At 40.5% G+C, this 21,910-nt stretch carries 18 protein-coding genes and 5 pseudogenes; 9 read left to right on the forward strand and 14 right to left on the reverse strand.

The window, feature by feature from the left end; genetic code table 11:
• Nucleotides 1-93 precede the first annotated feature (93 nt).
• Nucleotides 94-756 carry a DUF3379 family protein gene (locus PN838_RS21525; protein ID WP_272181930.1) on the reverse strand — a complete coding sequence of 221 codons (663 nt, stop codon included), beginning with the start codon at nt 754-756 and terminating at the stop codon, nt 94-96.
• A pseudogene (locus PN838_RS21530) lies at nt 749-1,315 on the reverse strand (sigma-70 family RNA polymerase sigma factor). The gene PN838_RS21525 and the pseudogene PN838_RS21530 overlap by 8 nt, the downstream one beginning before the upstream one ends.
• 310 nt (nt 1,316-1,625) lie before the next feature.
• Here PN838_RS21530 and PN838_RS21535 point away from each other — a divergent pair.
• The 3 genes from PN838_RS21535 to PN838_RS21545 all read left to right on the forward strand — a co-directional run bounded on the left by PN838_RS21535 (nt 1,626) and on the right by PN838_RS21545 (nt 4,270).
• Nucleotides 1,626-3,722: a bifunctional lysophospholipid acyltransferase family protein/GNAT family N-acetyltransferase gene (locus PN838_RS21535; RefSeq protein WP_272181931.1), complete on the forward strand. Its 2,097-nt coding sequence runs from the start codon at nt 1,626-1,628 to the stop codon at nt 3,720-3,722.
• An 8-nt stretch (nt 3,723-3,730) separates the two neighbouring features.
• A complete protein-coding gene (locus PN838_RS21540) occupies nt 3,731-3,889 on the forward strand; it encodes a hypothetical protein (protein WP_272181932.1) in 159 nt (52 codons plus the stop codon).
• Nucleotides 3,890-4,066: 177 nt separating this feature from the next.
• Complete coding sequence (locus tag PN838_RS21545) at nt 4,067-4,270, forward strand: hypothetical protein (RefSeq protein ID WP_272181933.1); 204 nt, start codon at nt 4,067-4,069, stop codon at nt 4,268-4,270.
• Nucleotides 4,271-4,340: 70 nt separating this feature from the next.
• Here PN838_RS21545 and PN838_RS21550 read toward each other — a convergent pair whose 3' ends face one another.
• The 5 genes and pseudogenes from PN838_RS21550 to PN838_RS21570 all read right to left on the reverse strand — a co-directional run bounded on the left by PN838_RS21550 (nt 4,341) and on the right by PN838_RS21570 (nt 7,676).
• Complete coding sequence (locus tag PN838_RS21550) at nt 4,341-4,877, reverse strand: ATP-binding protein (RefSeq protein ID WP_272181934.1); 537 nt, start codon at nt 4,875-4,877, stop codon at nt 4,341-4,343.
• Nucleotides 4,878-4,882: 5 nt separating this feature from the next.
• Nucleotides 4,883-5,590 carry a sensor histidine kinase gene (locus tag PN838_RS21555; protein ID WP_272181935.1) on the reverse strand — a complete coding sequence of 236 codons (708 nt, stop codon included), beginning with the start codon at nt 5,588-5,590 and terminating at the stop codon, nt 4,883-4,885.
• An 8-nt stretch (nt 5,591-5,598) separates the two neighbouring features.
• Nucleotides 5,599-6,295: pseudogene (locus tag PN838_RS21560) on the reverse strand (response regulator).
• A 58-nt stretch (nt 6,296-6,353) separates the two neighbouring features.
• Nucleotides 6,354-6,659, reverse strand: coding sequence for a DUF3019 domain-containing protein (locus PN838_RS21565; protein WP_272181936.1), 306 nt, complete (start codon nt 6,657-6,659; stop codon nt 6,354-6,356).
• A 90-nt stretch (nt 6,660-6,749) separates the two neighbouring features.
• Complete coding sequence (locus PN838_RS21570; RefSeq protein WP_272181937.1) at nt 6,750-7,676, reverse strand: MipA/OmpV family protein; 927 nt, start codon at nt 7,674-7,676, stop codon at nt 6,750-6,752.
• A 167-nt stretch (nt 7,677-7,843) separates the two neighbouring features.
• Between PN838_RS21570 and PN838_RS21575 the strand changes: the two genes are divergently transcribed.
• Both PN838_RS21575 and PN838_RS21580 read left to right on the forward strand, forming a co-directional pair.
• Nucleotides 7,844-9,280: a beta-propeller domain-containing protein gene (locus PN838_RS21575; RefSeq protein WP_272181938.1), complete on the forward strand. Its 1,437-nt coding sequence runs from the start codon at nt 7,844-7,846 to the stop codon at nt 9,278-9,280.
• A complete protein-coding gene (locus tag PN838_RS21580) occupies nt 9,277-9,885 on the forward strand; it encodes a beta-propeller domain-containing protein (protein WP_272181939.1) in 609 nt (202 codons plus the stop codon). Before PN838_RS21575 ends, PN838_RS21580 begins: the two co-directional genes overlap by 4 nt.
• Nucleotides 9,886-9,970: 85 nt before the next feature.
• Here the strand turns inward: PN838_RS21580 and PN838_RS21585 are convergent.
• The 3 genes and pseudogenes from PN838_RS21585 to PN838_RS21595 form a co-directional block, all read right to left on the reverse strand.
• Nucleotides 9,971-11,081 (reverse strand): annotated as a pseudogene (locus tag PN838_RS21585) (prephenate dehydratase domain-containing protein).
• 437 nt (nt 11,082-11,518) lie between these two features.
• The gene (locus PN838_RS21590) at nt 11,519-12,355 is read right to left on the reverse strand and encodes a penicillin acylase family protein (RefSeq protein ID WP_272181940.1); all 837 of its coding nucleotides are present in this window, start codon (nt 12,353-12,355) and stop codon (nt 11,519-11,521) included.
• Nucleotides 12,319-13,794 (reverse strand): annotated as a pseudogene (locus PN838_RS21595) (penicillin acylase family protein). The gene PN838_RS21590 and the pseudogene PN838_RS21595 overlap by 37 nt, the downstream one beginning before the upstream one ends.
• A 261-nt stretch (nt 13,795-14,055) precedes the next feature.
• Between PN838_RS21595 and PN838_RS21600 the strand changes: the two are divergent.
• The 4 genes from PN838_RS21600 (at nt 14,056) to PN838_RS21615 (ending at nt 16,660) form a co-directional block, all read left to right on the forward strand.
• On the forward strand, nt 14,056-14,295 hold the full coding sequence (locus PN838_RS21600; RefSeq protein ID WP_272181941.1) for a hypothetical protein: 240 nt from the start codon (nt 14,056-14,058) through the stop codon (nt 14,293-14,295).
• Between the two features lie 220 nt (nt 14,296-14,515).
• Nucleotides 14,516-14,791: a hypothetical protein gene (locus PN838_RS21605; RefSeq protein ID WP_272181942.1), complete on the forward strand. Its 276-nt coding sequence runs from the start codon at nt 14,516-14,518 to the stop codon at nt 14,789-14,791.
• A gap of 301 nt (nt 14,792-15,092) precedes the next feature.
• Entirely contained in the window at nt 15,093-15,269 is a 177-nt protein-coding gene (locus PN838_RS21610) for a hypothetical protein (protein ID WP_272181943.1), read from the forward strand.
• On the forward strand, nt 15,245-16,660 hold the full coding sequence (locus PN838_RS21615; protein WP_272181944.1) for an EAL domain-containing protein: 1,416 nt from the start codon (nt 15,245-15,247) through the stop codon (nt 16,658-16,660). Before PN838_RS21610 ends, PN838_RS21615 begins: the two co-directional genes overlap by 25 nt.
• Before the next feature lie 546 nt (nt 16,661-17,206).
• Here PN838_RS21615 and PN838_RS21620 read toward each other — a convergent pair.
• The 4 genes and pseudogenes from PN838_RS21620 to PN838_RS21635 all read right to left on the reverse strand — a co-directional run bounded on the left by PN838_RS21620 (nt 17,207) and on the right by PN838_RS21635 (nt 21,901).
• Entirely contained in the window at nt 17,207-18,904 is a 1,698-nt protein-coding gene (locus PN838_RS21620) for a BatD family protein (RefSeq protein WP_272181945.1), read from the reverse strand.
• Nucleotides 18,898-20,316 carry a tetratricopeptide repeat protein gene (locus PN838_RS21625; RefSeq protein WP_272181946.1) on the reverse strand — a complete coding sequence of 473 codons (1,419 nt, stop codon included), beginning with the start codon at nt 20,314-20,316 and terminating at the stop codon, nt 18,898-18,900. The genes PN838_RS21620 and PN838_RS21625 overlap by 7 nt, the downstream gene beginning before the upstream one ends.
• Nucleotides 20,317-20,345: 29 nt before the next feature.
• Nucleotides 20,346-20,888, reverse strand: coding sequence for a vWA domain-containing protein (locus PN838_RS21630; protein WP_272181947.1), 543 nt, complete (start codon nt 20,886-20,888; stop codon nt 20,346-20,348).
• Nucleotides 20,889-21,901: pseudogene (locus PN838_RS21635) on the reverse strand (vWA domain-containing protein).
• Between the last annotated feature and the right edge of the window lie 9 nt (nt 21,902-21,910).

Raw genomic sequence — 21,910 nt, forward strand, 5'->3', positions numbered from 1 at the left:
ACGTTTCGGCATGGAATAGAAATCGTTTTTTATGTGTAACAAATTATATAGTTTGCCATTTTATTGCTTTATTGATCTTATTTGACCAATCGCCTAGGTTTTCATTATCTTTTTAGTAATGATCACGACATTTGCCGATTGAGCAACTATGGTCTCACCATTAAAATCAAGGCTGCTAAAATGTTTTCTAATGGCCAGTTTCGCGTCACTTGGAACAACAAACACTGTCACATCTCCCTGAGTACCCGCTAAAACTAAATGCAAACTTCTTGTGCCATCAAAATCACAGAAATTGGCAAATTTTATTGGTGCAATCGGCGCATCAATATGCCCACCAAAACTGGCTAACTTGGCGTTTAATTGGCCTAATGTATAGTCAGCAGAAGACGGAATATGCGTCATTTCTTCAGTCATATGGGCTAAAGCATGGTCACTTATCGAGTCAAATCGAGGACTTACACCACCTAATTGCAAAGAGATACCGATTGCAAATGCGAACCCAGCGGCTATCGCTAAATGAACTCGGTGTTTCTTTTTCTCGGCTCTTTGAATAGCTAAAGATTGGCCAAGGAAAATTCGTTCAGCTAAATTATCTGGCACTGGCACTTCTAGAACATTTTTAATTTGTTCATCTAATTGCTGTATTTCAGATTTAAAACGAGCTTTAGCAGGGTCCGAAGCACAGGCATTTGAAATTTCTTGTGCATTGTCGTTAGGATCGGCATAAAGTCTACGCCTGAAATTTAACTCATCCATTTTCAGCCCCTCTAAATTGTTGCTTGTTTTCTAAAGCGTCCTTAAGTTGATTTCTCGCCCTAAATAATCTTGTCATTACCGTATTTCGGTTTAGCTCTAAAATATCCGCTATTTCATCACCACTAAAACCCCCGATAACCTGCAATATCAGTGGTTCACGATACTCTTCACCCAGTTTATTAATATGTCGTTGTAAAAGGTGGTTTTCCATTTCTTGCTCAGTAGAAGTTGATATATGATCTTCAACTTGATGATCTTCGATATCAACGAGGTCAAATTGTTTACGCTCAAAACGTCGCGCGTTTTCCCGTCGTAGGATGGTAATTAGCCAAGCTTTGGCGGCATTTTGGTCTTTTAGTGACTCAAGTGACTTCCACGCACGAAGAAAAGTCTCCTAGATCAGGTCTTCTGCTATAGAAGGGTCGTGGCAAAGCCAATATCCATAACGATATAGGTCAGTGCTATAAGCCTTAACTAAAGATTCATATGTTCGTTGTTTTGTTTTCATGTCTAATAAGACCTGAGAACCTCGGAAAAAATTTCCCATAAATTTCGTCATATTGTTTGATTCTGCTTAATGATAGACTAGCTTTTCTAGGGCTTATTCACAACGCATTGAATTTAAAACTTAAAACTATGGAAAAAAAGTGCATTCAACCATTTCATTAAGTGTAATTTTTAAAGAAAAATCGACTGGATTCGTAAATAAGCTGCTAATAAAAATAGGGGATTACCTGTTAGGACTTAATAAGTTACAAAAATTTTATAGCAACAGTAACTTACCTTGGTTTAGCAGCCGAACTATTTTGTGACGAATTAGTACGGATGCAAAATCGCCCCTAACAAATACTCAGTTATTGACGGAGGTCGTGCCAAATACTGGTTCCCTAATTGTTGTTTGTAACCACCCCCATGGTTGCATTGAGGGCGTTGCACTTGCCGGTGCATTAAGAAAACGCCGCTCAGACGTCAAAGTGTTGGCCAACAAAGGCTTGGCGATGTTTCAAGAGCTACACGAGTTATTTATTTTTATCGACCCGCTAAATCCATCGGATCCAAGTAATTTAAAAGGCATTCGAGAATGTAAAAAACACCTCAATAATGGCGGCGTTTTACTGATTTTTCCAGCCGGTAAAGTCAGTTATTATCGCCCTGAAAAACAACGTATTTGCGATGGGGAGTGGAACCGGTTGCCCGGGGCGTTAGCTCGCGCCACAGATAGTCCTGTATTGCCAATCCATATTAGCGGACACAATAGTGACTTTTTTATCACTATGGGGCGTATTTATTATCGGTTCAAATTGTTGATATTGTTTCGAGAAATGATGCACCTAAAAAACAAGCCTCTTGAACTCAGTGTCGGTCGCATACTGCCAACAAAGTTGTTGGCTAAGTGTGGAGATGAAGCTCAAATCACGGCATTTCTTCGTGCCCAATGTTATTGCTTAGATCCTCAATTTAACGCCACGTGGTCAGCTGATTCAGCCCAACCATTTGCCGATTTAAATGCACCTGTGCCCGGACAAGTATTAGCGAGTGAAATAAATTCATTACCTAACTCACAGCATCTCGCTGATTATAAAAAGTTTCGCGTTTCATACGCATCGCTACACCAAGCGCCAAATGTCGTGAAGGACATTACTCGTTTGCGAGAGAAAGTATTTCGACTTTATGATGAAGGCTCCGGTGAAAGTGCCGATGGCGATGAATTTGATAAAACATACCTGCATTTATTTATTTTCGATACAGAAGAACAAGAAATAATAGGTGCTTATCGTATGGGACAAAGCGATAAACTTATCCCAGAGTTTGGGCTTAAGGGCATGTATTTATCTCGTATGTTTAAATTTTCCCCAGAGTTTATTAACCAACAGCAACCTTGCTTAGAGATGGGAAGGTCATTTATTGTTCCAGAACATCAGCGAAGTTTTTATGGCCTATTTTTATTGTGGCGTGGTATTGGAGAGTTTGTTGTTCGTCATCCTCAATATAGGATCTTGTATGGCACGGTTTCGTTAAGTAAATTATATCGACCATTAAGTGTGGAATGCATTAGTAAGTTAGCGTTGAACCCTTGCTCAAATGTATCAGCGAAGGTACCCTTTGCGCCGGTAAATAACCCTGAGCTCGATGACTATATTGCAGAAACTCCGGATACCGGTAATTTATTGTCAATATTAGTTCAAGGTATAGAACAAGACGGTAAAGATGTTCCGATATTAATGAAACAATACAATAAGTTAGCAGCACGGTTTTATTGTATTGGCATCGACAAAAATTTTAATGACACTCCAGGCTTATTGTTAAGTGTGGATATGAGCAAAGCGCCCCATAAGGCATTAAAGCAATATCTGGCCGAAGGGTTAGAGCAATATTTGAATTATAAAAAGGTAGTTAACATGCGAGCAAATCGATTTGCACAGATCTTTAGTTTTTCTGTGATGTCGACATTAAAAATAGTGACTTGGCCCTTTTATCGCTTTGAAAACAAGTGGATTAGTGAGCAAAGCTATGAAGCATTTGATGACGTAAAATTGGTGGTCTTGCTAAATCATACAAGCCTCTATGAGACATTATTTGTGAGATTAGCCCCGTTTCGTTTTTTGTGGCGAATTGCTAGACATATGTTAGTGCCGGTTGCCGACATCACCACAAACCGACCTATCGTTGGTGCGTTTTTCCACGCACTTGTGCCTGGAGTTGTGCCGATTAGTCGTCGTAGAGATGAGTCTTGGAACAATTTTTTAGAGTCGATTAATGAGGAAGCTATTGTCGCTATTTTACCTGAAGGTCGGATGCGACGCCAAGACGGGAAGGACAAACATGGGAAACCTATGTCTGTTCGTTCAGGCATAGCTGATATCATTGAAAAAATTGACCGTGGCAATATTCTATTTGTTTACAGCGGTGGGTTGCACCATATTCAAGTTACTGGACAGCGCTTTCCTAAGTTGTTTAAAAAATAAAAACCCACATGGAAGTTGTCTCGATAGAAGAATATAAAAAAGCGTTATATCAGCCTGCAGCCAATAGCCGTAAAATTGCTTTTGTACGAGATATTCAATCGCGCCTTGAAAAACTAACCCCTTATTGTGAGCAGCAACCGTATAATAAGCAAAAGCCAGAATCGTAAAATTACGTTAGTCACTAAAGAAATCGGTGTGCTGGTGTTTTAAATGTAACGTTTATTTAAACGAAAATATAATTGAACTTGCCTAGCGAGATGTTGTCATACGATGGAAACTGAAGCTCTAATAAAAATAATAATTATCAATAGCATATAGATAAAACTGACTCGGGAAACAGAAATATGAGCGACCTTAAAGGTAGCATTGACAGGATAAAGGCAGCATCTAAAACCTTGGAAAATAGCATCAAAAAGCCTGAAACAAGCGAACACTATATGCAGTCTTTGCATGATGTATTAACTGAAATAAATTCTGGTGTTGAGCAACTAAAAAATGGCGTTATGTCCGATGTGAATTCGCCAATTAAGCTAAAATCAAACAGTTAATTTTTGGCTTAATAATTAGTGGTTTCTCTGATTTGCAATCGGCATTGTTAATATAAAACGCGCACCCTTTTTAGTATTTTCCGCCACAATAATCTCGCCACCGTGCTAAGGAGATTATTTTATCAGCAATAGACAAACCTAAGCCAAATCCGCCACCTAGTTTATTCCGACTGTTTTCTAAACGCGTAAATGGACTAAATATTTGTTGCCGTTGATCTGGCGAGATCCCAGGACCATCGTCATCTATTATTATGGTCAATAGCTCGTCTAACGTCACTGTGATATCTAAAGCTGTTCGGGCATAACGCAAGCCGTTGACAATAATATTTTGTATTCCACGTTCAAGTAAATGACCGTCACATAAACAGGATACTGGTCCTGATATTTGAACACCAATAGGCACGTCACTGGTGCGCTGGAGTTTTTCAACGAGGTTTTCTATCAGTTGGTTGATATTAACTTCTTCAATTGTTAATGGTGAAGATACGGTATCTAAGCGACCATACGTAAGCATTTCGTCGATAAGGCGTTCAATTTCTTCTATATCACTTAACATTTCACCTGTTAATTCAACTTGGTCATCAGGTGATTGGTTGGCGCCTTTCATTATCGCTATCGAAAACTTGAGACGAGCGAGGGGGTTCGAATATCGTGGCTAATGGCGTGGGTCATTTGTTTTTGCAAAGAGATTAGTTCCACTATGGTATGAGACATACGACTCAGGGTTTTACCAAGAGGATAAACCACAGAGCGCGAACTCAATGGGTTACTGAGTGCGGTTGTATCAGAGCTAAATTGTTCGGTAAGCCGGGTTAATTTATTGATGTCGGTCCATAGCGGTCGTGTCCAAATGAGTATGAGTCCGGCCAGTAAGGTGTAAGAAATAAAAGTGAGCAGAAAAGACGTTGAAAGAGGGTTTTGATTGTCTAGTGCGTAGTCACCGGTAATGTCTATTTTGTAAATTGTTGGTAGGGTTGCCACGACATAAACAACTAATAAGCCTTGTTGGTCAAACAAATGAACCGCTTGCCCTGCCTTTAATTGTGCCATTTGACTTGGTGCAAACGCGAAGTCGTCAATGGAATGTTGACTATAAGCTGCAAATTCACTTTGATTTAATCGAGCCAGTTGTTCTGATGGTGAGTATTCACTCACCAACTTAATATTTCCTGCTGCTAATTGCGCTAGCGCATTAAGTTCTTTGTTTTTAAGGGACTGTTGAGTGCTTTGTAGTTCCTGCCAAACATATTCACTGGCCCAGTTTATAATGAGTAAACCTAAGGTAATAACTATGTATAGGCTAAAGAACAATCTCCGCATGACGACCCTTAATCATTCCAAGCATCGGGGCATAACATGTAACCTTTGCCCCAAACGGTAATAATACGGAAAGGGGTTTTGCAATTGTCGTGCAGTTTTTTCCTAAGTCGAGAGACCCTGACGTCAACTGTACGGTCTAAACCATCGTATTCGCGACCGATCATACGCTTATGAATGTCGTCGCGTTTCATGGGCTCACCCGCGTTTTCAGCTAATAACCATAAAAGTTCAAATTCATGACTGGTGAGTTCCACCAGTTCGTTATTTAAATATGATTTTCGAGTACTTTTGTTGATGGCCAGTTTACCAAATTCTAATATTTTATTTGGCTGGCTAACTTCGCTTTTATTACGCCTTAATGCGACGTTGATACGGGCAAGAAGAACATGGGGATCGATAGGTTTGATAATGTAATCATCGGCGCCTATTTCAAGGCCCATAACATGATCAATTGGACTGTCTTTGGCGGTTAGAAATAATATTGGGTTGTGATAATTGGCTCTTACTTCGCGACAGATAGAGAAACCATCTAGTCCAAGGTAACATTATATCGAGAATGACGAGATCTGGTTGTTGCGCGAGAATGGTTTTGACCGCCTGCTCGCCGTCATGCAATACGGTCACAGTAAAGCTATTTTGCTGTAAGAAATTGGTGACTAGCTTTGCCAAGCGCAGATCATCTTCGACTAATATAATGTGTCGCATTAAAAAATACTCCATTGCGGTTTAAGCCGACGTCGGTATTTGTTGATAAAGTTGATTGTCACTCGTTTGGACACAAGTATTTTTTGTCTTCATTTCGAATCAAGGAAAAGTCAGTGGATTGTTGCAAATTAATTACCAAACGTTCGTTTACTGAATCCTGCTGTTGCCAGCACTTTAACTTAGTATCCGATTGCATTAAGCACAAATCATCAGGTGAACTTGTTTGCCATTTCACTGATATTACCATTTCGCATTCTTGACCAATATACTCTGCAATACACGCAACTGGCTTGAGTTCAAAATTGAGTAGAGCAAGTTCGTCGTTGCTTTTTGCCATCGTTGAGAACTGACATGTAACCAACAAAAGCATAATACCAAATTTAAGAAATGAATTTATATTGAGACTAAAATGCATACAGCAGTCCCATAAAATAGGTATTCGACTCGGCGCTGGTTACTCTAGGGAATGAGCTATTGTGTCATCCAAAAATTCTTTTTTCCAATACAGGATCATGTTTAATTTATTGGTAATGGGTTTTCTCAAACTCATTCGTACGGTTTTGTTAATCGCAGAATCGGTCCGGTATTGATAGCTTTGTAAATGAATGTGGCGTTCGTCAATACCATAAAAGTACTGCGTAGTTTGACGACTTAACATGCTTAAACCAAATTGAAAATTAAATTGCCAATTTGCCAAAAAAGTATTGTCCCCGCGCAATTGGTAGCGATACGAGAAATTAATATCCGCACGCTTACCGTTATGGACGTTTGAAACGTCGGTAAAAATCTTACTGATAATAGAATAGCGATTTGAAATAAACCAATTGTGTTGCAAGCCAAGATCAATGCTCCACTGAGGTTTCGTCAGCTCTAGGTTAGTTTCTATTTTTTGTTGTTCATCATCTCTGCTGTCGAGTGGTTGAGATGGTAATGCGACACCGGTATCGACGTCGTTGACGATATCAGAATAATCTTTGCTTGCTTCGGCATCAGAAAAGTCATTACTAACTGAAGAGTCGAATAAAAATACGTTAAGTGGATGATAGTCGTAATATTGAGCTGAGAAAGGGTTGATCTCTGTGACGACACTTAATGCGTACTTGGGTTTCTCAATAAAGGAATAACCTAGAGTCCCGTTATCAAAGAACCACTTTTGACCATAGTAAGAAACTGTTGGAACTAAGTATATGTTTAGGTCTGACTGGCCTAATATAATATTCTGTTGTTTACCAAAACCGAGGGCGAGTCCAAAGTTCCATTGGCTAACAGATGCAAGTTGAGGTTGTTTACTTGACTCAAGCGTGGCTGCACGAGGGCTTCCAACAAATAGAGTTAGAAAAATAGCGCAACAGAGGATAAAAAATCGTCGGAAAAGTGTCATTACATAAATAGACTATTAATGAATTAGGATATAACGTCAATTTAGCATGCTTTGTTGTCAGTTTTAACTTCGATTACAATTGATTACATTGAGTAGCAGATTGAAACAGCTATTTATTATCAAGCCGTTATTCTTAAACTCACAACAAACTTTAAGGAGTAGTAACAATGACTTTACATTCGTTACGGATTGCACTTATTTTCGCCATAGGAGCGTCTGTTACTGCATGCGGCAGCGATGGCCTTTTTGGTTCGTCTTCAAAAAACAACGTGGACGTGGAAGAATTAGAAATCATCGCGAGTTCAGGAAATCGGTTAGTTAAAGCGTCGAGTTTATTAACTGAACAAGTCGTTAAAAACGGCATGTTATTGCAAGGGAATGTGAATCGATGCAATGAATGTGATTTTACTGCTGAAGCAAGTACTGACGTATCGGCACCAACAACCGGTGACTATTCACAAACCACCACACAGGAGTCTGGTATCGACGAGTCTGACCGAGTCAAATACGACGGCGACCGAGTGTATTTAGCCAGCAATAACTATTACTGGTATGAAACTTTAGACAATGGTACTGACAACGACGAAAGTCGTCCGCATGTTCGTATTTTGCAGAAAAACCAAGATGATAGTTTAACGTCTGTGTCAAAATTAATGTTGACCGATAAAGCATCTAACGTAAATGACCTTTATGTAAACGACAATAAGCTAATGGCCATTTATAACGTTTTTGGCGAGCAGTTGTATAGCCATGGTTTTGTTTCCGACTTGGCAATGACGACAGATATTTGGTATCCCTATAAACAGCAGTTTGGTTTAACGGTGGCCGATGTGACCAACGCCGCGGATATTCAAGTAGACGTGAGTTATACCATAGATGGTTACCCAATTTCGTCGCGACGCATCGGTAATAAAATTTATTTATTAAGTAGTTACAGCAACCAAACTGACTTTGTTTTAGACACTGAGTCTAAGTTTACTGCTCAGGCTCAATATAACGATTTTATCGAAAACAATGAAATCCAGTTTTTACCAAAACTTTATACAGATGGCGCCGAGCAAGATCTAGTTTCGGCAGAAGATTGTTACCTACCAAGTGACAGCACAGAATCGTCTGGTTATTCGTCAGTTGTTACATTAACGACAATCGATTTAACTCAGCCAGACAAACTAGAGTCAATTTGTGTTGTAACACCTATCAATGGATTTTATGCCTCACATGATGGTTTGTATCTTTATTACAGTGGTTATGAGTTTATCGAAAATGAAAATAAGTGGGTATCGAATACAGCGGTTCACAAATTTGATTTTGAAGGCTCGACGGTTAATTACAGTGCCTCAGCTGAAGTTGATGGGGATTTAGGTTGGAGTAACCCACATTTGCGATTAAGCGAATATAACGGCGATTTACGAATTGTGACTTCGAGCAACAATTGGAACGGAACCGATGTCGAACACAAGCTGTTTGTATTGCGTCCAGATGAGGCTAATGCACAATTCAATGTGATATCCACTTTACCAAATGCCCAACAGCCAGCCAAAATTGGTAAGCTAGGGAAAGTATTTATGCTGTGCGATATTATGGTGATAAGGCATATATCGTGACGTTTGAGCGTCGAGATCCACTTTATGTCGTCGACTTGTCAAACCCAATATCACCAAAACTGGCAGGGGAGTTAGACATCCCTGGATATTCAGCCTATCTACATCCGATTAATGAAAACTTTATCGTTGGTATTGGCATGCAGGTTGACCCTAATGTAAATACCCAAAGTGCTGATCCTAATTTTGTTAGTGGCGCTAAAATAGAATTATACGATGTCTCAAACCCAAATGAGCCAGTAGTTGTCGACACCTTAGTTTATGAAGATGGGTACTCAGTCGTTGAATGGGACTACCACGCGCTATCGGTATTAAAAGACTCTGATTCACATTATCGTTTTTCGTTTCCTGTAAACTCATGGCAAACGATAGAACAGCAAGATGGCTCGCAAATTTGGAATAATAATAACAGTTTAAAAATGGTCGACATCGATTTACTGCAAGGTGGGTCAATGACTCAACAAGGCTCAATTAACGTTGATTCAGGTTATTACGGTTCATTTGGTGATCGGTCGATATTGCACGGAGACATCGTTTATTATATTCGTAACAATTCTATTTGGCAGAGTTATTGGTCGATGCCTGACGTGTTAAATGGTCCTTATTAGGATCTGCTGTTGGAACGACAATTAATTTAAGCTTACAAAAAAGCCAGCTACTAAGCTGGCTTTTCTATGTGTAATCCCTTTTGATTTAGTTGCCTAAATCAACCTGAGCAGGTTGAATGTCTTCACTCGGATAACATCCTAATACTTTGAAGTAGCGCGTAATCGGTTTTAATTCATTAATTGCATTAATCAAGTTCTGATCACGTAAGTTCGCTTCTACATCTACGTAAAACATCTCTTCCCACGGATTGCCGTTAATTGGACGGGACTCTAGACGGCACATGTTCACGCCGTGTTCTTTAAGAATAATAAGGGCGTCAACTAACGCATCAGGTTTTTGCTCAGTTGACATGATCCAAGTGGTTTTTGATGGAATTTGAGTCGATACCGATACTGAATTATTGGCTAATACGATAAACCGACTGAAATTTTCTTTTGATTCGCTAAGGCTTCTGCAATAACTTGCAAGCCATATAGGCGCGAACCTTCGCCACTGCCTAGCGCTGCAATTTCACCGGTTGTATCGTGTTGCACTGCTTCAAATGCCGCTGATGAAGCGTCACAGATTTCAATTTCGACATCTTGAAATTGTGCTAAAAAGTTACTGCACTGGGCATAAACTTGAGGGTGGGCATAAAGTTTTTTAATTTTATCTGGCGTTGTTTCAACGGCAGTGACCATACAATGATTTACCGGATGAGTTAGCTCACCAACTATTGATAAGCTGGTATGTTGCAGCAAGTCGTAAACTTCATTGATGCTTCCTGAGGAAGTGTTTTCAATTGGCAATACACCGTGGTCAGCTTGGCCTTGTTCGACCTTGTCGATGATCTCTTTAAAACTTGTGCAGCCAATTTGTTTTAATTCTGATGCATGACGAGAGAAATATTTTTGTGTCGCTAAATCGCTATAAGATCCCTGCGAGCCTAAATAGGTCACGCGATTTACCGGTAACTCTCCAGTCGCTCGATTTGTATGTTTTTGCAATAACGCCTGTTGATGTAAAACGGAGTCTTCAATAACCGTTTGAAACACTTGTTTGACAAAATAAGCATCCAAATTGAGTGATTTACCCCCTTAATTAACTCGACCAACATTTGCTCTTCGCGTTTAATGTCACGGACAGGTTTATTTTGAATGATTTTAGCCTCTGCGACTAAATTCGAAACGCGGCGACGTTTCGCCAATAAGATCATTAATTCGTTGTCAATTTCGTTAATGTCTTTTCTAAGTTGAGATAGCTCGGTCAAGGTCGTGTCCTCGTGCAAAAAAAAGCCTTCCGCTGGTGGAAGGCTTTTAAGATCAGTTTGCTTTATCTACTGGTCACCGCTGCCTTCTACACTGAGTGTGGAAACAGAAAGAAACAAAAGTAAGCAAATCGAAAATTCATATTCATGCTGCCAATCTATTTTTGTTTGGCTCATAAGTCAATCAAGAATTAAAGTTTTTACTTTAAATTTTCGCAATCTTAAATTGCTGTATTTGGGATCATCTGCAATTTGTATTTTGTTGCTCCTAAGTAGTGGGGTTGCTCTAGCCTTCAATCCATTCTTTATGGCCTTGTTGAAAATATGGTGATAGTGGGTGACCTGCTTGACCAGAAGGCATCTGCATGATGCCCTCAGCCTCGTTACTAAGGCGATACAACCATACGTTGTGACGAACCAAAGGACTTGCCTTGAACTCTTGGCATATAAGAATCGCCTGCAGCTTTAAGCCTTGGCATATCCAGTAAAAAGCTTAATGCTGGAACCGCTTTAGCTAATGGATGCTGAATATGGGTATTGTTATAGTTTCCCCATGTGGCTTGGCTCAAATCGCCAAATTGGGTAAGTAGTTGACTGTGAGTCCGGATAATCATTTGCTCTAAAAACATGTTCCAACTCGGATAACCACTTGGAATCAAGTGGGCCGGTTGTTGCGTTATCATTTGCCACATAGGGACTTCCAACTGATGGCGAATGAGGCTCAATTTGGCACGTTTGTTTAAGCTTGCATTATCTAAGTTTTCCTCTAGCGAACTAAATAATTGGTCACGAACTGTTAGCCTAAATTGGCGCACAAACAAATAACCGACAGAGTCTATGTCTGCACTTGCGCCCCAGTTGTTTAAATAATCAGGCAATTGCGTTAGCTGGTGGTTTTCAACGAAATCCGGTGTTAAAAGTTCGGTTGTCAATAATTGATGCCAACGGCTCAGAAAATCCGCTTTAGTGTCGTTTTGAATGGCAAATAGATCGGCTTCAGAAAATGACTCTTTTTCGAATAAACGGTGTTTAATCTGTTGGCTTCTTGCACCGAGTGCATACCCACCATCACCTATGATGTCAAAAAACTCACCACCGACTACACGACTATTTGCCGTCCAAATTCGGTGATCTTTGGGGTTTTTAACAACTGGGTATTTGTTCGATGCGATATAACCTTGCCAGCCTAGGTCACCATTACTCCAATCTTGGGGGTTAACCAACTGCGTTCTAATTTAGGATTATGGTCAAACTTCGCTGGCATCACACCGGCAATGGTCCATGCAATATTACCAAGCTTGTCACCTATCACTATGTTCTGGGCCGGAATGCCGGCGCCATTTGCGACTGCAATAGCATCGTCAATGGTTGTTGTTTTCTCAAAGTCGAGTAAATCAAAGTTTATCCCTTGAGGATCATGTGCGACCCAACGAAGGGCGATTAACGAACCATCATGATCGCGACCTATTACCGGACCCCAAATGGTTCTGCGGATTTCAATGCGTTCTGGTTTATTGCCACTGACTAAGATTGTTTCAGTTTCGATATCAAAATTGCGATAACCTTCTTTTGTTTTATATTGAGTTCCTGAGTCGTCGAGTTGCAATTTTACAACGTCATTCCAGTCACCGTAGCTATTGGTAAATCCTCAGGCGATGTGACGATTTGAACCAATTACAATAGAAGGCGTGCCGGGCAAAGTAACGCCGTCGATAGCAACCGAATAATCACGTTGAGTAGATTGAGCAGCAGTCGTATTTGCTGGGTTGTAGCGAAGGCTTGCACGATACCAAATATTTGGCACGGCTAAACCTAAGTGCATATCGTCGGCGACAATAGCCGCACCATTATAAGATAATTGACCACCCACAACCCAGTTGTTACTGCCTTTTAGGGCTTCATGGTCATTATCAAATAACTCAAAACTGGTGGCGTTATCTGTTAACAAATTAAGAATAGGCGCAAGTTCTATAGTGTTACTTGGTACCGGTGATGATGTGAATGTTGTGCCATCAATACTGGCATCCCAACGTGAACCTTTTGGCGTCAGAAATTGATAAACATCAGGCAGTAAATTACGTTGAAGATGGCCTAGCAACCTTTCTCGTTCACCGTTTGCGTATTGGAGGTCCAAATACATACTATAGATAACGAGCAGGCTGTCGGCAGGACGCCATTTCTGAGGGGTTTTATTAAGCATCCAATATTCAAGTGGTCGCGATGTTAAATCGTCAATTCCTTGATTCACCCCGGCGGTATATTGCGTCAATATAGCGAGGTGTTCTGGCTTTAATAATTTAACATATTGCTCTGCTCGATTTCTAAATTGATGGTTACGAACATTGGTATCGTGTGATAATGCAAGCGGGCCAAATAGCTCAGAAAGTTCACCCGCGGAATTACGGCGTAATAAATCCATTTGAAATAATCGTTCTTGGCCGTGTAAATATCCGAGTGCATAACTAAGATCTTTTCGATTTTGTGCCATAATAGTTGGAATACCAGCGCGGTCGCGTTCTATTGTGACTGTATCTGAAACCGGTGAGTGAACAGTGCCGTCCAACGTTGCAAGACTATTACTCAAAGTAAAGTAAACAGTTATTGCAGTAATAATAAGTAACGTTATGATTAACTTTGAAATATAAATCAAAAATTTTGTCACTGTTTTGGCCTATGTATTTTTATTTATGGCTCATCATGACAGATAAATTTGGGAAATTTAATACTATTTCGTTTAGCTAGTCTGATATATTGGCTAATTTAGCGCATAATCAATCGAATTCAATTTTTGGAAGGGTATTAGTGGGTTTATTTAAGTTTCGCAGTCTGACCTTCAAGATAAGCTTAATCGTGCTGATAGTCGCAGCTATGCTTGGCAGTTATTTTTTAGTGAATTTGAATAAACAAATTCACCAAACAGCGATTGAACGATGGCAAACAAGCCCTAAATGAGGCGGCAATTCGTCAACAAATCGATCTTCAATACGCCTTTTCCTTTCTAAGAAAAAATATCGACAGTTTAGCAAGTGTGTTTCAACGTCAGTTGGAAAAAGCTTCCTATGATCAGAGTTGGGAGAATATCGAAGCCGCTTTAACCTCCAATGTTGAACTCACTTATTATGTAGGCGAGGATCACACTGTATTTTCCAGCGATAAAACCTAGCAACAGGAAATTCTTACGGATCTTGATTTAGATAACAATATTTTTTATCGAATTGCCCGTGATCCCATAATAAGAAGAGGACAGTGGTCACAAGTTTATAGAGACGACATTTTGGATATGTGGGTCGTCTATTACACGGTACCGATCTATAAAAGGGGAGTTTGTTGGGGTATTTGGCGGGGCAATAGATATCGACCCAATAATTGAAAAACTAGAACTAATGTATGACAACTCTATAGGGCAATTTTTCATTTACGACAACCGCCTGAAAATGATATATCACCCAGATTATGGCTCTCGTTTGATTAGGCAGGAAAACAATAACTTAAGTGCAGGATACATTCGCGACTCACTCAAGTCGTATATTGAATCAAAACGGCCTTTTGGTAGTTTAACTGAATTCATTGATTGGAATAAAAAGTTTATGCCATTAGCAATAGAATTGACTCTATTAACTGGACAATTGTCACTTATCAAAATGAGACAGGCATTTTAAAAGGTGAGGATGAACGCTTTTATAAATACTTAATTTGGATTACTTTTAATATTTCACTTTTGTGCAGTGTGGTTTATTTTTCCTGCAAATTGTTTATAGCCAGAAAACTGACCCAGACGGCACAGGCTGTAGCAAATGTAGACCTGAATAATCCGCAACTTAACTTCAAAGGTCATATTGAAAGTGAAATAGAGGATTTGCATTCACAATTAACGTTATTGGTAAAAAATTCGAATACAAATTAAACGACAAAAATAAGAACCTTGCGTTACTTAAAGAGGAAGTTGAGTCGAATAAAGCCTTGGCTCAAGCCGTAAGTTATTCAGACAACGCAGTGATCATTCTTGAGTTGGATTTTGCTATTAGTTATGTCGACTCCAAAGCAATCGCGATGCTTAAATGTGACCGTGAAACCTTATTAGGTAGTCGTTTTTCAGTTTTATCCATGAACATATGGCATTTATTTCAGAACAAATAGTAAATGAAATTCGTCGTAAGAAAAGCTGGCATGGTGAGCTTGTTTTGAAGGAACAGTCAAACGGACAACAGGTCTGGGTGAACAGTACGATTACGCCGATGCGGGACGAAAATAGTAATGTCACTAAATACGTATTGTCGATGCAAGACATATCGTTTATCAAAGACTCGCAAAACAAAATAGAAAAACTCGCGTATACCGATGAATTGACTGGATTAGCGAATCGCACGTTTTTTATTGCTCAATTAGAGAAACTTGTGGAAATCAGTAAACGTGGTCGTTATGAGTTTGCCTTGTTCTACTTTGACGTTGATGACTTCAAACGCGTAAATGATATTTATGGTCATGAAAATGGTGACTTGCTGTTAGTAGAAATTGCGAATCGATTAAATAAAAATTTACGAAATGAAGATGTATTGGCGCGAATGGGCGGCGATGAATTTGCACTTATTATGGGCGGTGCCCGAAACGAACAAGATGCACTAAATATTGCCCACGATATTTTAACCGCAGCCAACCGTCCGTTTGAACTGCGCGGCGAAGAGGTTGTATCGGGCACAAGTATTGGTATTACACTCTCAACTAAAGACACTAAAGAGGCCGAAACTTTATTGCAACATGCTGACTTGGCAATGTATGAAGCTAAGGCTACGGGTAAAAATACCTATCATTTCTATACCAAAGAGCTAAACGAAGCCGCAAAAGAGCGTCAGGAAATAGAATCGGCTCTGAAACTCGCAATTCTTAATGATGAACTAGAGTTGTATTATCAGCCTAAAGTACATAGCTTAACGAAAGATTTAGTGGGTTTTGAAGCTCTATTAAGATGGAGCAACGATAAATTGGGGTTTGTCTCACCAGCTAAATTTATTCCTATTGCCGAGCAAAGTTCTCTTATTCTGCAAATTGGCAGCTGGGTTATGCGTCAAGCGTGTACGTTTGCAGCAAGTGATGATATTCACGTCCCTGTTTCGATTAATTTAAGTGCCTGTCAGTTTGAGTCTGGTGATTGTATTAGCGAACTCAAAACTATTTTACAAGAAACTGGTGTATCGCCGTCACGTATTGAATTGGAGATCACAGAGTCACACCTCATGTCGGATGTTGAAGATGCAATTAGGCAACTTAATGCGATTAAAGAATTGGGTGTTGCCATTTCAATCGATGATTTTGGTACAGGTTATTCTTCGCTGAGCTACTTAAAACGTTTCCCTGTTGATACGCTAAAAATAGACAGGTCTTTCATCAAAGACATACCAGAGGATGTAAATGATCTCGAAATTACCGGAGCGATAATCGCTATGGCGCACAAGCTAGGGTTAGAAGTCATCGCTGAAGGGGCAGAGACGCAAGCGCAAGTCGACTTTTTGGAAAAAATGGATGTTATTTAGTTCAAGGGTATTTCTTTAGTAAGCCAATCCCAGCGACTCAAGCACGGGTTTGGAAATACACAACACCAAGCCAAGTTGAACCTAGTTAGTGTCTTAATTTCAATTTAGAGCTCTACGGTGGCGGTAAAATTAGTCACATATTTTCCTAAGATAAGCCGTTCGGCTTTGTCTCCTGAGTCGCTTAATCTGCTGCCAATAAATAGTAATTTATAGAGGAAATTAGGTTCGCCTTTTTCCTTTATGAAATACCTGCCACGCTCCTGAATGAGTGTGGTTATATCTGATTAGTTGTAATCTCCTGTGATAGAGAAACCATTATTATTGTATTAAAGCGCTTTGGTGTGGATACGTCGTTTGAAAGCTATTCGTTCTCGTTTAATAACCAATACATTGTGGAGATAGGTCTAATACAAGCAAATCCCCGTTAGTGTGAAAAAATGCAATAATTTGAATCAAATAATTGTTTAAAGAAGATAAATTCGACGTAAAAAAAACGCTTAGTGGCGTTCGTCACTAAGCGTTTTATGATGCGCTAAATAAGCCGAGTTAGTTTAGAGGAGGCAGGTCTTCTTTATCGGTATTTTGTTGTGTTACCGTGCCGTCAAATTGCACTATCGCCTTCCACATGCCATCACCTTGCCAAGTTGTTCGTTCAGTCGAATACTGACTCAGATTTAGTCGACGGATCTCTCTTTGCAGATTAGCGGGGACTTTGTCATGCAATTGGTCGAGCGTTCTAACATCACTAAATTTATACTGAGCCCACGCCAATAAATTAATGCGGGCGAGTTTAGGATCGTTGTTTTTACAAGCCTGTTTCAGTTGGTATATATCAAAACGTTTCTCTGTTTTTTCCGCGGATACAACCGATGCTGAGCGAGTACGATTTATCAACCAAAGCGCTACTGTTATTAACCATAATAACCAGCCCACAACGGCAAAGGATGTATTTTGATACCATTTAGGCTCTGTTAGTTCCGCGGCGGGGCCGGTTTCAGCTTTGCATTCAGCGGCGTTAATCGTTTCCATTTGGTTAGGTAAGAGGTTAGTAACACCAGATTGCTCGGACTGCCCAGAGGCCGCAACAACGGTAATTTGCTTTTCCGGTAATATCGCAAACTCCTGACGTTTCATTTTGGTATTAAACCAACTGATCTTAATCTCAGGTAGGGTATACGTACCGGCTTTATTTGCGACAATTGCTTCTGAACTCACGCGTTGTGCAACTAAGGCATTTTGACGTAAAACTTCGTGGGCTTCAGATTGGTCAGGATAAACTTTAAACGCATCTGGGTATATGCCATTAACGGTGGGTAGCTGTTCTTCATTGACATTTAAAGCGGTCAACGTGAACGTACGAGTTATGGCTTCACCTACTTCAATTGTTGAGTTGTTTGGTTGCCATTCTTCGTTTAATTGCACTAACTCACTGGCCAGCCAAGTTCCTGTATAGGACTCAGGAATAGGATTAACTGTGATTGAAATGTCTTCGCCAAAAGCAGTTACGGGCTTGGTTTGACTAAAGCCCGAGAAGAACCGACGACGGTTACCAGTGGCTATTTCACCATTAAATGCTGGCGATTTAATGACAAATTGGCCGCTGGCCTGCGGGGTGACCGTATATATTCGTTCAATAACGCGATACCGAACACCCATTATTATTTCACTGGTCTCGTTGTCTTTTCCCTGTTGCTTGATAAATGCGCCTTCAAGCACAGGTTCGGTCAAACTGCCGCTTTGCAGCTCGACGTTCGGAGAAAAATACAATCGACTCACAAGCTTTACAGTTTGTTGTAAATAAAGATCGGTGGATTCAATATTATTCTTAAGAAAAATAGGTTCGTTGTTCTGGCCTGTTTGTTTACTGGCTTTTATAACACTAATTGCAATAGGTTTGGTGCTTAGATTATTAGCAGATAGGGCGGGAATAACATATTCACCGGCCTGTTTGGCTGTTAATACCACAGTCCAAGTTGTCGTTTTGGAAATGCTGCCATTAACAATTTGTGTTTGACTGCTCGTTGCTGTGCGTCCAACGATAAAGTCGGTTTTATCGAGCGGATTTAGGTTTAGGTCAGAGCTGTCGAGGGAGTCATTTGCCACAATTTCTAACACAAAGGCTTCCCGTTCCATTACTGGATTACGGTCGACGCTGGCTGATAACTGTGTGGCCGCCTCGCTATACATTGTCCACATGAATAAAATTGAGGTTATCAATATGAGTTTTAGTGATTTACTTACCACGACTTTTTCGCTCCCTTAGGTGCACGGTTAGACTGCTGTCGTTTACGATTTTCCAAGATCATCTTATTACGTAATAAGGTAGCTGGATCGTCAGATACTTTTCGTAATAATTGTTCGATTTTTTGCTGCTGTTCTTGTTCTGCGATTTGCTCCGCGGTTAACGGTGTCATAGCCGCTTCTTGTTCAGATTCTTCGCCCTGTTGTTTTTCCTGCGCTTCTGCCGCTTGAGCTTCTTGTTGCTCTTGTTCAGATTCACTTTGTTCAGCTTGTTGCTGTTCACTTTGCGAATCCTCCTGTGGTTCGGCGGACGGCTCCGATTGTTGACTATTTTTTTGCTGACCTTGCTCACTCTCAGAATCGGACTCTGATTGGCTATCACCTTCAGATTGCTGTTGGTCATCAGACTGTTGTTGCTGATCAGATTGCTGCTGCTCGCCATCTTGTTTTTGATCAGATTGTTGTTCCTGTTGTTCTTGCTGTTGCTTCATTTGCTCTAACAGGGCTTTGTTTTCTTTTGCCTGTTGATGATTTGGCTGTATTTTTAATGTGTTGTCATACGCCTCAATCGCTTCGTCAATTTTTTGTAATTGCGCTAATGTATTACCGCGGTTGTACCATCCGCTAGCCGATTCATCTTGAGAGAAATAACTTAAAGCGGTTTCATAATCTCCTGCTTTATAGGCCGCACTGCCTTTCCATTGTGGATCTTTAAAATCGGTGGTTGCCTGTAAGTAATTTTCTTCGTTATAGGCTTCTTGACCATGTTTATCTGCGGTTTTAAAAAGCGTGTCATACCAAGGGCGTGGTGGCGGGAGCGTAATAGTAGCGTCACTATCAATTTTATTAGATTGCCCAAGCCCTCCAGAAACGTCGCTTTCGGTGGGGTTTAAAGTGTCTGCTGTTACTTGATTTGGGTTAGCCAATAAACCAAAGACCAACAAAGCAGAAAACACGGAACCTCGACGGAACTTAGAAGCGAAAAACGGTAGGATTAGTAATACTAGATAGGGCCCAAATTCATGCCAGTCATCGCCGGTTAACTTTTTATCAGGATCGTCTGAGTCGCCGTTTTGGTCCTCTTTTGGGGTTACAGTTAATGACGCCAACGTTTTGATGTCGCGGTCATTTGCCGTTGTGGTAACAAACAATCCGTTGGTCATATCTGCGATTGTGATTAGCGGTGCCGTTGCCAATTTAGGGATGACAATGCTGCCTGTTCCATCTTTTAGTAAACTGCCATCAGCGAGTTTAATCGGAGCTCCTGTGCTGGTTCCTAAGGCGATAATGTTAATTCGATATGCCGTATTAGCCGCAAAGGTTCGTATTTGCTGAAGATCAAAGTCGTCGATTCCATCGGTAAACCAGAATATATCACCGGTAAGGTAACCTGCTCTGGACCAGTAATTCAGCACTACGTTCTAAACCTAACAAGGGGTAACTGCTAAGGTTCAGGCATAATTTCCGGGGTTAAGCTTGGAATTAATGCTGTTAAATTGCGAGCGTCAGGGGTTAATGGAGAAATTGTAAATGCGTCACCAGCGTAGGCTACGAGAGCCACTTCGCCATCACCTATCGCTTCAGCGAGATCAATTGCTTTAAATCGAGCACGGCTCAGTCTATTAGGTTTGATATCGGTGGATCGCATAGAAAGTGACATGTCGAGTAAGATGACACTCGCACGTTTAACCTGAAATACCGGCTTTTCAATTTTTTGCCACGTAGGCCCGGCCATCGCGATAGCGGCGATTAACCAAAAGCCGATTAATACTTTACCTCGTCGGGCACTGTTTTTTGGGGATTCCGAGCTGTTTAGTAACACCTGGGCCAAATGAGGCGGTAGTACGTTACGCCAATGGGATTGTTTATTCATTTGATTGCGTAACAACCATACTGCAACGAGCAACAGAATTGACCACAACCATTGCGGACGGATAAAGTGAAATTGATGTAATTGACTAAAACTCAATTGTAAAAAATCGTCCATTTATTGGTCCTCCCTGCGAATTTTGTTGATCCCCAATTTAGCTAAATAATGCTGTAATAAAGGGAACAATGTGGTTAAAAATGAAAGTAACAAAGCCAATCCCAACGGAAAATGGAACAAGGCTTGCTGCGGCCTAAGTTGGATCGGATCGTCTTCTACAGGTTCAAGTTCATCCAATAGCTCGTAGATTTTTTGTAACTCTTCGGTGTCACGAGCCCGGAAATATTTACCACCCGTTTGTTCGGCAATTTGAGTCAACAAGTTTTCGTCAAGGTCGGCAGAAGGATTTACTTTGCGGGTGCCAAAAATGCTACGCACCATCATTTCGTCGGCGCCAATACCTATGGTATAAACGCGCACTCCAGCTTCTTTTGCAATCTCAAGGGCTTCTAAAGGCTCTATATTGCCAGCGGTATTTTGACCGTCTGTTAATAAAATAAGAATACGGTTGGATTCGCCTTTTTCATTAAATCGTTTTGCTGCTAATCCAAGTGCGTCACCGATGGCGGTTTTTCGCCGACCAAACCTAAAACGGCTTCATTTAATAGCTGTTTTACAGTCGCACGGTCGTAAGTCAAAGGGGTTTGAACATAGGCTGTGTCGGCAAATAATATTAAACCGAGTCGGTCACCAACTCGTCGCTCAATAAAGTCGTTTAACACATATTTTAGCATGGTGAGTCGGTTAACTTGTTGTCGACCAATAACCATGTCTTTTTCATCCATAGAACCAGATAAATCGACCGCCAACATCATTTCACGGCCTTCCTGTGGGATGGTAATAGGGTCACTCAACCACTGAGGTTTTGCGGCGGCGGAGACTAACAATATCCAAATTAGATATGTGAACCATGGAAATCCGCCACGAGAAATTGGCTTTACAGAATCGGCGACTAAACCAAATGTTGGTAAATAAAGAGGCATGTCGGGACTGGCGTTTTTGGCTTTAATTAATCGAGCGATAAACGGCAACACTAATAGGGCAAAAACCCAAGGTAAAGCAAAACTAAACATGGTTTACCT

This window comes from Psychrosphaera algicola, assembly GCF_028401425.1.
GTDB lineage: Bacteria > Pseudomonadota > Gammaproteobacteria > Enterobacterales > Alteromonadaceae > Psychrosphaera > Psychrosphaera algicola.